Raw genomic sequence first — 13,370 nt, forward strand, 5'->3', positions numbered from 1 at the left:
TTTCCGGCGGGCTCTCGGTGGGGCGCAGCGCCTGGCTGCCGCCCGTCTTTCGGCCATCGGCCGGCTGAGCGGGGCGTCGGAGAGGATATTTGGGGGGAATGATCGGCATGGCGGTACAGGGGCAGGATCGGCAGGATGGCGAACTTCGCGAGCGCTTCTACCAGAGCGTGGCGGAGACGCTTACCCTGCTGCACCCGGCCGCCGGCTACGATCGCCGCCGCGCCCTGCTCGAAGTGGCCACCACCGTGGTCAGCACGATGGATCTGCCGCTGGTGTGGATCGGCCGGCGCGAACTGGGCCAATCCACCCTCGAGCTGATCGCCGCCGGCCCCGCCGCGGAGTACGCCAGCGTGTGGCCGGTCAGCGACGATCCGCGCGAACCGGGCGGCCGCGGCCCGGCCGGAGCCGCCTTGCGCGACGGCCGTCCGCAGCTGGCCTCGATCGACTCGCCCGGGGACGCGGACTGGCAGGGCTCGGCCCATGCCTACGGCCTGGACTCGGTCATCGTGGCGGCCGCCGGCACCGCCGACGGTGGCCAGTTGGCACTGGCCGCGTACTCGCGCCGCGGCGGGCCCGCGCTCACCGACGAACTGCTCGACTGGGCGCAGCGCCTGGCCGACGAGCTGGCCCGGTTCTGGGACGACCAGGCGCAACTGGAACGCAACCTGCGGCTGGGCCGTTTCCGCGATGCGCATCGCACGATCCAGCGCGCGCTGCTGGCGCACCCCGAGCCGGCGGCGATCTACATGACGCTGGCCAATGCACTGGTCAAGGACGCCGCGGCCAGTGCGGTGATGGTTTATGTGCCCGAGGGCGAGGTGTTGCGCCGGGAAGTGGGTGCCGGGCCGCTGGTCGAGCGGCTGGCGACGCTGCCCGAACCGCCGCGACAGGTCGACGAACCGCCGATGCCGGTAGCCACCCAGGCGTGGATGGAGGGTGAACCGGTGGTGCGGCTGCGCCCGTCGGCGTGGCCCGACGTGTCGCTCGTGTGGCACGGCGAGTCGCTGGGCGAGGTGGCGGCGATCGGTTGCTGGCCGATCTTCCAGACCCTGCCCCGCGACAGCGGTGTCGAGTACCACGCCGCCGCCGTGTTGTTGCTGGCGGCGGCCGAGATCGACGCGTTCGATGCCGACCTGTGGCGCCTGCTCGACGAGATTTCCGACACCGTCGGCCTGGCGCTGCGCCAGTACTCGCAGCGCCAGGCCCTGTTCCGCGAACAGGAGCGACAGACCTACCTGGCGCTGCACGACGCACTGACCGACCTGCCCAACCGGCGCGCGCTCGATTACCACCTCGAACGCGCGCTGGCGCGGGCGGCCCGGCACCACCATCTGGTGGCGGTGGGCATGCTCGACCTGGACGACCTCAAGCCGATCAACGACCGCCACGGCCACGCCGCCGGCGACCGCGTGCTGGTCGAGGTGGCACATCGCCTGCACGACGCACTGCGCTCGGAGGATTCGGTGGCACGCGTGGGCGGTGACGAATTCGTGCTGGTGCTGGAGGACCTCGCCAGCGAAGACGACCTGGCCATGCTGCTGGAACGGCTGTGGCAATCGCTGCAGCAGCCGATCGCGCTGGGCGGACAGAACAACATCGACATCACCGTCAGCCTGGGCGTGGCCTTGTATCCGACCCACGCGCAGGACAGCGGCGAGCAACTGCTGCGGCTGGCCGACCAGGCGATGTACCAGGTCAAGGCACACAAACAGCAGCGCGCCAACTGGTGGGCGCTGGCGCGCAGCGAAGGCGCCCCCGTTGCGGCGGCGGGCGATGAGGCCGGCATCGCCGAGGCGCATGGCCCGCAGGCGGCCGCGGTGCTGCGCGCGTGTGCCGAGGTCTGGCAGGCGCAACTGCCGGTGGTGGCGCAGCGCTTCCATGCCGCCCTCGGCGCCCATGAAGGCATCGCCGGCCTGCTGGCGAGTTTCCCCGCGTCGGCGCGGGAGGCGTTCGAGGAACGCCTGGCGCGCCATCTGCAAACCCTGTGTTATCCCGAGCTGGAAGAAGCCGGCCAGCGCGCAGGCGCGATCCGCGCCGGTATCTGCCAGGCCGCGTGCGGGCTGGAAGAAGCGTGGCTGGCCGAGGCGATCGAGCAATTGCGCGGGATCCTCGCCGGCACCCTGGGACGCGGTCCGCGCGCCCAGCGCGATGCGCTGGCGATCGTGCTGCAGCGACTGGCGATGGACCAGCAATGGCAGCTGGAAAGCATGCGCGACCTGCAGCGGCGGCGTGACGCGGCGCTGGCGAAGATCCACGCCGCGGCGTGGTCGGCGCACGACAGCCTGGACTTGCTCGAAGACGCCGTGCAGGTGCTGGCGGCGCACGAGGAACTGGTCGTCTGCGCCGCCGGTCGCCCGGATGCCTCCGGCGACATGGTCAGCGAGCTGGTGGCCGGCGCGGTGCCGGCCGAATACCTGCGCATCACCAACCACGGCGTGGCGCCGCCGCTGCAGGTCGATCGCGCCGCGGCACGGGCGGAAGAACCGCTGCGCCGCGCCTGGCAAAGCGGTGCCGTCGAACGCAGCGCGCACTACGGCAGCGATCCGGTGATGGCCTTGTGGCGCGACACCGCCGAACGCCACGGCATCGTTTCGCAGGTCGCGGTGCCGCTGTGCCTGGCCCCGGGCCGGCCGGTGGCGCTGCTGGCGCTGTACAGCGGTTATGCCGGCGGCTTTCGCAGCGAGCACCAGCGCGCGTTCATCGCGCAGATCAAGCAGGTACTGGAACTGGCGCTGCTGCGCATGGCGCCGCAACGCCAGTTGGCGACCCTGCTGCCGGCCTTCGTGCGCCAGCGCTGGCGCAGTCTGCTGGCCGGCGGTGCGCTGCGCATGCACTACCAGCCGATGGTGCGCCTGGCCGACAACCAGATCGCCGGCTTCGAGGCGCTGGCGCGGCTGCGCGACGCCGCCGGCGGCCTGCAGCTGCCGGCCAGTTTCATGCCGGCGCTGGGTGCGGCAGGGCTGATGCGGCTGTTCCGCGACGGCATCATCCAGGCGGTGGCGCGGCAGCAGTCGCTGGCACGCAGCGGGCTGGCGCTGGGCATGTCGGTCAACGTGCCGGTGGCGGCGCTGCGCGATGCCCGCTACGCGCGCACGGTCGAGACCATCCTGCAGGCCAGCGGCTGCCCGCCCGACGCGCTGCGTTTCGAGGCTTTCGAGAATGCCAGCGGCATCGGCTGCTGGGCGTTGCTGGCCGAAACCGGCGTGCAGTCGCTGAAGTCGATCGAGCACCACGCGCCGGGCGACGACCGCGCGCTCAGCCGCAACCTGGTGGCGCGGCTGAGCCAGTCGCCGTTCGACCGCATCAAGGTCGACCACGCCATCATCGGCCAGGTCCGGTTCGACCCGCTGGGCACCCTGCGCGCGCTGCGCCAGTTGATCCGGGTCAGCCACGACCTGGGTCTGGAGGTGGTCGTCGAAGGCCTGGAATCGGCCGGCATGCTGGAGGCCGCCGCGATCCTCGGCGCGGATTTCGGCCAGGGCTTTGCGCTGGCCCACCCGATGCCGGCGGAGGCGTTGCCCGGGTGGCTGGGGACCGTCCGTCCTCCGCGGCCGGGCGCATCGCCGCGCCATGCGCTCGGCGCGCTGGCCAGCGCGCTGCGTTGGGAGGAGCGTTTCGCCGCGTTGTTCGACGTGCCCGATGCGCTGCGCCGCCACGTCCATGCCGGCGGCGGCGTCGGGGACTGGCTGCGTACCGCCGAGGGCGTCGGCGCGCCGTTGCGGCTGGCCTGGCGCGAGATGCTCGACGCCGCCGCCGCGGGGCCGTTCGACCCCGGCCACGGCCGGCGCCGCGACCGGCTGTTCGCGCTGCTGGTCGAGCACGCGCTGGCCGAGGAGCAGGCCCCCGCTCGCTGACCAGCGCGGGCCGATCTGCACAAGCGCAAGCTGATGCGGCGACGGACCGATTTCCGGTAGGCTGATGATCGTTGCACCGAATCACCCACGACTGCCGCTTTGCCGGTGACTCCCGGCTTGTGCGGCAGGCAAACGCGCCGACACGATCCACGACGACGGGGAGCCGCCGAGGGAGTCCATGCCGAACCGAGCTGCCGTGCCCGGCGAACTGCGCGAGCGCTTCTATCGAAGCGTGGCGGAAACCTTGAGCCTGTTGCATGCCGCTCCCGGTCACGATCGCCGCCGGGCACTGCTGGAAGTCAGCCGCATCCTTGCTGCCACCATGAAGCTGCCGTTGGTGTGGATCGGCAGGCGCGAGAGCAACATGCACGCGGTCGAGGTGCTGGCCGCCGCGGGGCCGGCGCAGGCCTATGCCGAGACCCTGCGCTTGAGCGACGCGATGGACGAGCCCGGCGGCCGCGGCCCGGTCGGCATCGTGCTGCGCGAGGAGCGCGCCCGCGTCACCCCGGTGGCCTCCGCCGAGTTTGCGCACTGGCGCGCCGCCGCCCGCCAGCACGGCTTCGGTGCCTGCATCGTGGCCGCCTCGCGTACCCGCGACGGCGGCCAGCTGGTGCTGGCCTCGTACTCGCGCGAGGGCGGCCCGGCGCTTGGCGAGGAGCTGCTGGACTGGGCCCAGCGCCTGGTCGACGAGCTGAGCCGGTTCTGGGACCACCAGATGCTGCTAGAACGCAGCATCCGCATGAGCCGTTACCGCGATGCGCAACGCACGATCCAGCGCGCGTTGCTGGAGCAACCCGACCCGGACGCGATCTATCCCACCTTGGCGCGTGCGCTGGCGGACATCGCCGGCGCTGCGGCGGTCGACGTGTTCGCCGCCGTGGAGGGCCAGGACACCTTGCGCCGGGTGGCCCTGGTCGGGCCGATCGCCGAGGTGATGCTGACCCTGCCGATGCCGCCGCGGCACCAGGACGGCCCGCGCACCATCGCGCCTACCCAGGCGTTCATGCAGGGCACGCCGGTCATCCGGCGCAAACCCACGGCAGGCACGCCGAGCGACAACCCCTGGCGCCCCGAGCTGAGCGAGCACGCCAGTGCGGTCGGCTGCTGGCCATTGTTTGCCGGGCCCGTCGATGGCACCGACCCGAATGCGCGCACGCCGACCGGCGTATTCGTGGTGGTGACCGCCGAACCCGATGCGTTCGACGAGGAGATGTGCCGGTTGCTCGACGAGATCGCCGACGCCGCCGGGCTCGCCCTGCGCCAGCATGCGCAGCGCCACGCCCTGCGCCAGGAGCAGGAGCGGCAGACGTACCTCGCCTCGCACGACGACCTCACCGACCTGCCCAACCGGCGCGCGCTGGATCGCCATCTGGACGCGGTGCTGGCCAGCGCGCGGCGGCAGGGGCGGCGGGTCGCGGTCGGTCTGCTCGACCTGGACGATCTCAAACCGATCAACGATCGCCACGGCCACGCGGTGGGCGACCGCGTGCTGGCCGAGGTGGCCGAGCGGCTGCGCCTGCTGCTGCGCGGCGGCGACTACGTGGCGCGCTTCGGCGGCGACGAGTTCGTGCTGGTGTTCGACGACCTGCAGCACGAGAGCGACCTGGACGACCTGCTGGAACGGATCGGTGCCGCGTTGCTGCAACCGGTGCCGATCGACGGCCGGCTGCTGCCGATCGGCGCCAGCCTGGGCATCGCCACCTATGCCAGCGACGGCCATGCCAGTGGCGAGCAGTTGCTGCGCCTGGCCGACCAGGCGATGTACCAGGTCAAGGCGCGCAAGCGCCATCGCACGCGCTGGTGGGCGATGGCGCGCTCCGACGGCGCGCTGGCCACGGTGGAACCGGAAGGGCCGGTCGCACCTTACGGCGAGCAGGCCACCATGTTGCTGCGGGCCTGCCGCGACAGCTGGCAGCCGCGGCTGCAGGCGGTGGTGGAGAGTTTCTGCGCGGCGCTGCTCCAGCACGAAGGCATCGGCACGCTGCTGCGCGCGTTGCCGGACGGCGAGTACCGCGCGCTCAAGCTGCACATGCTGGCGCATCTGCAGGTGCTGGCCCGCGCGGACCTGGACCTGGCCGCCCACCGCAAGCGCGCCACGCGCACCGGCCTGTTCCACGCCGCCTGCGGGCTGGAGGAAGTGTGGCTGCTGGAGGCGATCGAGCAACTGCGCGACGACCTGGTCACGGTGCTGGCCTCGGCCGACCGCCGCGCGCTGGACGTGGTGCTGCAACGGCTGGATGCCGAGCGGCATTGGCAGCTTGAAAGCATGCGCGCGCTGCAACGCCGGCGCATGGCGCTGCTGGCCCGGCTCAATGCGCTGGCGTGGTCGGCCGAGGGCTATCTTGGCCTGATCCAGGGCGTGGTCGACATCCTCGCCTCGCACCAGGAATTTGCCGCCTGCGCGGTGGGGCGCCCGGATGATTCCGGCCGGCTGACCTACGAGGCGGTAGCGGGCAATGCGTTTGCGGCCTACCTGCGCGCGCTGAGCGCGGGCGAGGCATTGCCGATCCGCGTCGATCCCGGTCACCCGGAGGGCGGCGGGCCGAGCGGGCGCGCCTGGCGCACGGTCAGCATCCAGCGCTGCGTGCATTTCGGCAGCGATCCGGCCATGGCCAGCTGGCGCGACATGGCGCTCGGGCTCGGGGTGGTCTCCAGCGTTTCGATCCCGCTGTGTCCGTCGCGCGACAACCCGGTGGTGGTGCTGTCGCTGTACAGCCCGTATGCCGGCGGCTTGCAGAGCGAGGATCAACGTGCCTTCGTGGAGCAGGTCAAGTCGGTGCTGGACCTTGCGCTGGCGCGGCTGTCGCCACCGCGGCAGGGCGCCGAATTGCTGCCGTTCTTCGTGCGCGAGCGCTGGCGCGCGCGGATCGCCACCGATGCCTTGCAGATGCACTACCAGCCGCTGATCCGGCTGGCCGACGGCGCGGTCACCGAGTTCGAGGCGCTGGCGCGCTTGCGCGACGTGGACGACCAGCTGCTGGCGCCGGGCCGCTTCCTGCCCGCGCTGGATGCCGATGACCTGATCGTGCTGTTCCGGCATGGCCTGGCGCTGGCCACCGCCTGCCGGCAATCGCTGTGCGGTGCGGGCCACCCGCTGGACATGTCGGTGAACGTGCCGGCGGCGGCGCTGGAAGATCCCCGCTACGGCGCGGCTGCCGCCGCGGTCCTCGCCGACAGCGGTTGCCCGCCCGCGGCGCTGCTGCTGGAGATCCTCGAATCCCCGCTGGCCAGCGAACACCCCGGCTCGCTGGACGAGCCGGGCATGCAATCGCTGAAGGCGCTGGGCGTTCGGCTGGTCGAGGACGACCTCGGTGCCGGCTACAGCTCGCTGATCCGGCTGCGCCAATGGCCGTTCGACCGCATCAAGATCGACCAGGCGATCGTGCTGCAGGCCCGACGCGACCCCTTGAACACGCTGCGTTTCATCCGCCAGCTGATCCGCATCGGCAACGACCTGCGGCTGGAGGTCGTGGTGGAAGGGCTGGAAACGCCCGACCTGATCGAGGCGGCCTCGCTGCTGGGCGCCGATTTCGGCCAGGGCTACGCACTGGCCCGGCCGATGCCGGCCGAGGCGCTGCAAGGCTGGCTGCGCGCGCATCGCCCCGCTCCGCGGGCGCAAGTCCCGCTCACCAGTCTCGGCGCGCTGGCCGGCGAGTTGCTGTGGGAGGAGCAATTCGTCGCGCTGCCGGCCGAGTCCGCGTTCTGGGCCACCCACAGCGGACGCACCTGCGGCCCCGGCGAATACTTCCACCTGGCCGATCTCGACGACAGCCTGGGCGCCAGCCACCACGCCATGCACGTAGCCGCGCTGAAAGGCCCGCAAGACCCGCACTACCGCCGCCTGCGCGAAACGTTTCTGGCCGCACTGGTCGCCCACGTGCTCGAATCGTCGGGCTGATCGTGCCGGGGCAGGCGAGATCCGTGTCGCTTGCCCGGCCCAGCCATTGATCACCGGGCGCCGGCCATCCCAGCGTCGGCGCCGCGCCGGAGTTCGCGCGATGGTTGACCGGCTCGGCATGTATCCCTAAAATTGCGCGTTCTCGGCGGGCGATTAGCTCAGCGGTAGAGCACTGCCTTCACACGGCAGGTGTCGCAAGTTCGATCCTTGCATCGCCCACCATACAGAATCGCGAAAAGGCCACCCAGCGGGTGGCCTTTTTCGTGTTCGCGGCGAAGGAGACGGCCTTGCCGATCGCCGCCGGCTGCGGCGGCGTGCAAGGAGCGATGGTGGCGAATTGCTAGACTTGGCGCCTTTCCCGACGCAAGCGCACGCTCATGGCATTCCTCGACACCGAACTGGTTCGCATCCTTCACGCGCTGCAGCAGTTCGAGCTGACGCCGTGGAAGATCGTCGGCTTCGCCGGCACGCTGATGTTCACCAGCCGCTGGTTCGTCCAGCTCTACTACACGCGCAAGTACAAGCGCGTGGTGATGCCGCTGGCGTTCTGGTGGCTGTCGGTGTGCGGCAGCGTGTTGCTGCTGGCGTACTTCGTGTTCGGCAAGAACGACTCGGTGGGCATCCTCTCCAACTTCTTCCCGGTGTTCGTGTCGGTCTACAACCTGGTCGTTCACCTCCGCCATCGAAAGAACGGCATGACCGGCGACGCCACCGCTTGAGTTGGCGTAGGGCGGGCACTGCCCGCCGCCCTCGTCACGAGCAAGAGCCGGCGGGCAGTGCCCGCCCTACCCGGGCGGCCGGTCAATCCGGGTCGTAGTCGAGGTTGGCGGCGAGCCAGCGTTCGGCCTCGGCCTGGCTCCAGCCTTTGCGTTTGGCGTAGTCCTGCACCTGTTCCAGGCCCAGGCGGCCGACCACGAAGTACTGGCTGCCGGGGTGCGAGAAGTACCAGCCGGAGACGGCGGCTGCCGGATACATCGAGAAACCTTCGGTGAGTATGATGCCGGCGTTGTTCGTGGCGTCGAGGAGCTTGAAGAGCGTCGCCTTCTCGGTGTGATCGGGACAGGCCGGATAGCCGGGGGCGGGGCGGATGCCCTGGTATTTCTCGGCGATCAACGCCTCGTTGTCGAGGCTTTCGTCGGGCACGAAACCCCAGAACTCCTTGCGCACGCGCAGGTGCATGCGTTCGGCGAAGGCTTCGGCGAGGCGGTCGGCCAGCGCTTTCAGGATGATCGCGGAGTAGTCGTCATGGTCGGCGTGGAAGCGCTCGAGGTGCGGCTCGATGCCGAGGCCCGCGGTGACGGCAAAGCCACCGATCCAGTCGGGCTTGCCGAACGACTTCGGCGCGATGAAATCGGCCAGGCACAGGTTGGGCCGTTCCACCGGCTTGTCGGCCTGCTGGCGCAGGTGGTGCAGCGTGGCCAGCGGCTGGGTGCGGGTGTCGTCGGTGTAGATCTCCACGTCGTCCATGAGGTTGGCGGCCGGCCAGAAGCCGATCACCGCGCGGGCCTTCAGCCACTTCTCGTTGACGATCTTGTCCAGCATCGCCTGCGCGTCGGCGAACAGTTCGCTGGCCTGCGTGCCGACCACGGCGTCGGTGAGGATGGCGGGGTAGTGGCCGGCCAGTTCCCAGGCCTGGAAGAACGGTGTCCAGTCGATGGTTTCGCGCAGCTCGGCCAGCGGGTAGTCGTCGAACACGGTGAGGCCGGGCTGCACCGGCTGCGGCGGGTCGTAGTTGGCCCAGTCGCAGCTGAAGCGGTTGCCGCGTGCGTGCGCCAGCGTCACCAGTTTCTTGCCGGGGCCGCGGTGCTTGTGGCGCTCGCGCACCTCCGCGTACTCGCTGCGCACCTTGGCCAGGAAGCCGTCGACCAGCTCCTTGCTGACCAGCGACTGCGCCACGCCGACCGCGCGCGAGGCATCCTTCACCCACACGCAGGCGGTTTCGTAGTGCGGCTCGATCTTGATCGCGGTGTGCGCGCGCGAGGTGGTGGCGCCGCCGATCAGCAGCGGGATGCTGAAGCCGCGCCGCTTCATTTCGCGGGCGACGTTGGCCATCTCCTCCAGCGAAGGGGTGATCAGGCCGGAGACGCCGATCATGTCGGCCTTCTCCTCGATCGCGGTGTCGAGGATCTTCTGCGCCGGCACCATCACGCCGAGGTCGATCACCTCGAAGTTGTTGCAGGCGAGCACCACGCCCACGATGTTCTTGCCGATATCGTGCACGTCGCCCTTGACCGTGGCCATCACGATCTTGCCGTTGCTCTTGCTGGTGTTGCCGCTGAGTTTTTTCTCCTCTTCCATGAAGGGCAGCAGCCAGGCCACCGCCTTCTTCATCACACGGGCGGATTTCACCACCTGCGGCAGGAACATCTTGCCGGCGCCGAACAGGTCGCCGACCACGTTCATGCCGTCCATCAGCGGACCTTCGATCACGTCCAGCGTGCGGGTGACGGTCTGGCGCACTTCCTCGGTGTCTTCCACCACGAACTGGTCGATGCCGTGCACCAGTGCGTGTTCCAGCCGCTTGCGCACCGGCAGTTCGCGCCAGGCCATGGCGTTGCTATTGTCCTGCTCGCGCGCGCCTTTCTTGTGCTTCTCGGCGATCTCCATCAGCCGCTCGGTGGCGTCGGCGCGGCGGTTCAGCACCACGTCTTCCACGCGCTCGCGCAGCTCGGGTTCCAGCTCGTCGTAGATCGCCAGCTGGCCGGCGTTGACGATGCCCATGTCCATGCCGGCCTGGATGGCGTGGTAGAGGAACACGCTGTGGATCGCCTCGCGCACGGCGTCGTTGCCGCGGAACGAGAACGAGACGTTGGAGACGCCGCCGGAGAGGTGCGAGTACGGGAAGCGTTTCTTCAGTTCCTTCGCCGCCTCGATGAAGTTCACCGCGTTGTCGGCGTGCTCCTCGATGCCGGTGCCGATCGGGAAGATATTGGAGTCGAAGATGATGTCTTCGGGCGGAAAACCCACTTCTTCGGTGAGCAGCTTGTACGAGCGCTCGCAGATTTCCAGGCGGCGCGGCACGCTGTCGGCCTGGCCGTTCTCGTCGAAGGCCATCACCACGGTGGCGGCGCCGTAGCGCAGGATTTTCCGCGCCTGCTCCAGGAATGGTTCTTCGCCTTCCTTCAGCGAGATGGAGTTGACCACGCCCTTGCCCTGCAGGCACTTCAGGCCGGCCTCGATCACGCTCCACTTGGAGGAGTCCACCATCACCGGGATCTTGGCGATGTCCGGCTCGGCGGCGATCAGGTTGAGGAACTTCACCATTGCCGCTTCGGAATCGAGCAGGCCTTCGTCCATGTTCACGTCGAGGATCTGCGCGCCGCTCTCCACCTGCTGGCGGGCCACTTCCACCGCTTCGTCGTAGCGGTCTTCCTTGATCAGCTTCTTGAACTTGGCCGAGCCGGTGACGTTGGTGCGCTCGCCGATGTTGATGAACAGCAGGTCGGGCGTGATGACCAGCGGTTCGAGGCCGGACAGGCGGGTGTGGCGCGTCATGGTCATGCGGCCTCCGCTTGATCGACGCAAGGCAGCGCACGCGGCGCGCAATCACGCACCGCCTCGGCAATCGCCCGGATGTGAGCCGGCGTGGTGCCGCAGCAGCCGCCGACCAGGTTGAGCAGGCCGTCGCGGGCGAAGTCGGCGATCACGCCGGCCATGTGTTCGGGCGTCTCGTCGTATTCGGCGAAGGCATTCGGCAGGCCGGCGTTCGGGTGGGTGCTGACATGGCTTTCGGCGATGCTCGCCAGGGTCTGGATGTGCGGGCGCAGGTCCTCGGCGCCGAGCGCGCAGTTGAAGCCGACCGACAGCGGCTGTGCGTGGCGTACCGAGTAGTAGAACGCCTCGGCGGTCTGGCCGGAGAGCGTGCGGCCGGAGCGGTCGGTGATGGTGCCGGAGATCATCACCGGCACGCGCGCGCCGCGCTGGTGGAACAGTTCGGACAGCGCGAACAGCGCGGCTTTCGCGTTCAGCGTGTCGAAGATCGTCTCGACCATGATCACGTCGGCGCCGCCGTCGATCAGGCCGCTGGCCGCTTCGGTGTAATTCGCCGCCAGCTCCTCGAAGGTCACGTTGCGGAAACCCGGGTCGTTGACGTCGGGCGACAGCGAGGCGGTGCGGCTGGTCGGGCCGAGCACGCCGATCACGAAGCGTGGCCTGTCCGGCGTCTTTGCCGTCATCGCGTCGCAGGCGGCACGGGCCAGCTTTGCGCCTTCCAGATTCAGCTCGTGGGCCAGGTGCTGCAGTTTGTAGTCGGACTGGCTGATGCGGGTGGAGTTGAAGGTGTTGGTTTCGACCAGGTCGGCGCCGGCGTCGAGGTAGGCATCGTGCACGCCGCGGATGATTTCCGGGCGGGTCAGGGTGAGCAGGTCGTTGTTGCCCTTGAGGTCGCAGCCCGGATGGTCATGGGCATGACCGTCGTGCGCGTGCGCGTGGCCGTCGTGGCCGTGCTCGAAGCGCTCGCCGCGAAAGCCCTCTTCGTCGAGGTGGTGCGCCTGCAGCATGGTGCCCATGGCGCCGTCGATGATCAGGATGCGTTGGCGCAGCGCCTGTTCCAGGGCGGCGACGCGATCGGGGTGGAGCCAGGGCAGGGTGTTCATTGCAACGTCCTTGCAGACAAGAGGGTCAGGCGCGCTTGCGCGCCAGCAGGCTGATGACTTCGAAATGCGGCGCCTTGCGCTCGCGGCTGAGCCGGTTGCCGCTGAGCACGTCGAGCCCGGCGCTGCGCGCGTAGCCTTCGAGTTGCTCGATGCGGAAACCGAGATTGCGGTGGTCGAACGGCTCGACCGCGGCGCGGTGGTCGTGCTGGCCCAGCGTCACGGCCAGCAAGCGGCCGCCGGGGCGCAGCAGGCGGGCGGCCTCGGCCACCGCCTTGGCGGGGTGTTCGGCGTAGGTCAGCGCGTGCAGCATCAGCACCAGATCGAAGCGCTGCTCGCCCAGCTCCAGCGCGTGCATGTCGCCCTGGATCACGCGCACGTTGGCGAACGACTTCAGTCGTTTCGCGGCGGCCTCGACCACGCGCTCGCTGGAATCGACGCAGACGATCGAGTGCGCATGCGGCGCCAGCAGCTCGGCGGTGATGCCGTCGCCGGAGGCGATGTCGAGCACGTCGCCGGTGCCCAGCAGCTGCAGCAGCGAGCGCGCCAGCGTTTCCCAGGTGCGGCCGGGCGAGTAATGGCGCTCCATGTCGCCGGCGACGGTGTCGGCCCAGCCTTCCTCGCGGGCGCGGTTGGCCAGCACGCCGGGTAGTCGTGCGGTGTCCTCGCGCAACAGGGCGTCGTCGATGCTGGCGCGCAGCGAAACCACCAACGCGTGCTGCGCCTCGTCGCCCTCGTTGTTGGCGCGGTAATAAGCCGAGACGCCGGCGCGGCGGTCGCGCACCAGGCCGGCTTCCTTGAGCTTGGCCAGATGCGTGGATACCCGTGGCTGCGCCAGATGCAGCACGGCGGCCAGTTCGGCCACGGTCAGCTCCTCGTTCTCCAGCAGGGCCAGCAGGCGCACGCGGGTGGGGTCGGCGAGCAGGCGCAACACGCTGGACGCGGTGGCCAAGTCCATGATTATCCCTGTATCGCGATATAAAGATGTATAGGCTAGGCCGGGCTTTGCCATGCGTCAAGCGGGCT

The 13,370-nt window shown here is 69.7% G+C and carries 6 protein-coding genes and 1 tRNA gene; 4 read left to right on the top strand and 3 right to left on the bottom strand.

Features of this window, described 5'->3' with window-relative positions:
• Positions 1 to 107: 107 nt before the first annotated feature.
• From ACVCMI_RS07935 to ACVCMI_RS07950, 4 genes are all read left to right on the top strand, one after another.
• A complete protein-coding gene (locus tag ACVCMI_RS07935) occupies positions 108 to 3,854 on the top strand; it encodes a diguanylate cyclase domain-containing protein (RefSeq protein WP_447099225.1) in 3,747 nt (1,248 codons plus the stop codon).
• A gap of 178 nt (positions 3,855 to 4,032) precedes the next feature.
• Positions 4,033 to 7,752 carry an EAL domain-containing protein gene (locus ACVCMI_RS07940; protein WP_447099224.1) on the top strand — a complete coding sequence of 1,240 codons (3,720 nt, stop codon included), beginning with the start codon at positions 4,033 to 4,035 and terminating at the stop codon, positions 7,750 to 7,752.
• A 147-nt stretch (positions 7,753 to 7,899) separates the two neighbouring features.
• Positions 7,900 to 7,974: transfer RNA gene (locus tag ACVCMI_RS07945), tRNA-Val, on the top strand.
• A gap of 155 nt (positions 7,975 to 8,129) precedes the next feature.
• Complete coding sequence (locus ACVCMI_RS07950; protein ID WP_395117545.1) at positions 8,130 to 8,471, top strand: lipid-A-disaccharide synthase N-terminal domain-containing protein; 342 nt, start codon at positions 8,130 to 8,132, stop codon at positions 8,469 to 8,471.
• 82 nt (positions 8,472 to 8,553) lie between these two features.
• Here ACVCMI_RS07950 and metH read toward each other — a convergent pair whose 3' ends face one another.
• The 3 genes from metH to ACVCMI_RS07965 are packed head-to-tail and all read right to left on the bottom strand — an operon-like array spanning position 8,554 to position 13,302.
• Complete coding sequence (gene metH, locus ACVCMI_RS07955; protein ID WP_447099223.1) at positions 8,554 to 11,253, bottom strand: methionine synthase; 2,700 nt, start codon at positions 11,251 to 11,253, stop codon at positions 8,554 to 8,556.
• Positions 11,250 to 12,347, bottom strand: a complete 1,098-nt coding sequence (locus tag ACVCMI_RS07960; RefSeq protein WP_447099222.1) for a homocysteine S-methyltransferase family protein — start codon at positions 12,345 to 12,347, stop codon at positions 11,250 to 11,252. Before ACVCMI_RS07960 ends, metH begins: the two co-directional genes overlap by 4 nt.
• Positions 12,348 to 12,372: 25 nt before the next feature.
• Positions 12,373 to 13,302, bottom strand: coding sequence for an ArsR/SmtB family transcription factor (locus ACVCMI_RS07965; RefSeq protein ID WP_447099221.1), 930 nt, complete (start codon positions 13,300 to 13,302; stop codon positions 12,373 to 12,375).
• Between the last annotated feature and the right edge of the window lie 68 nt (positions 13,303 to 13,370).

It is taken from the genome of Rhodanobacter sp. UC4448_H15 (assembly GCF_052978265.1).

Excerpts from the sequence above, each read along its gene's own strand:
- ACVCMI_RS07935 (WP_447099225.1), top strand. The coding sequence starts at position 108 with ATGGCGGTACAGGGGCAGGATCGGCAGGATGGCGAACTTCGCGAGCGC.
- ACVCMI_RS07940 (WP_447099224.1), top strand. The coding sequence starts at position 4,033 with ATGCCGAACCGAGCTGCCGTGCCCGGCGAACTGCGCGAGCGCTTCTAT.
- ACVCMI_RS07950 (WP_395117545.1), top strand. The coding sequence starts at position 8,130 with ATGGCATTCCTCGACACCGAACTGGTTCGCATCCTTCACGCGCTGCAG.
- metH (WP_447099223.1), bottom strand. The coding sequence starts at position 11,253 with ATGACCATGACGCGCCACACCCGCCTGTCCGGCCTCGAACCGCTGGTC.
- ACVCMI_RS07960 (WP_447099222.1), bottom strand. The coding sequence starts at position 12,347 with ATGAACACCCTGCCCTGGCTCCACCCCGATCGCGTCGCCGCCCTGGAA.
- ACVCMI_RS07965 (WP_447099221.1), bottom strand. The coding sequence starts at position 13,302 with ATGGACTTGGCCACCGCGTCCAGCGTGTTGCGCCTGCTCGCCGACCCC.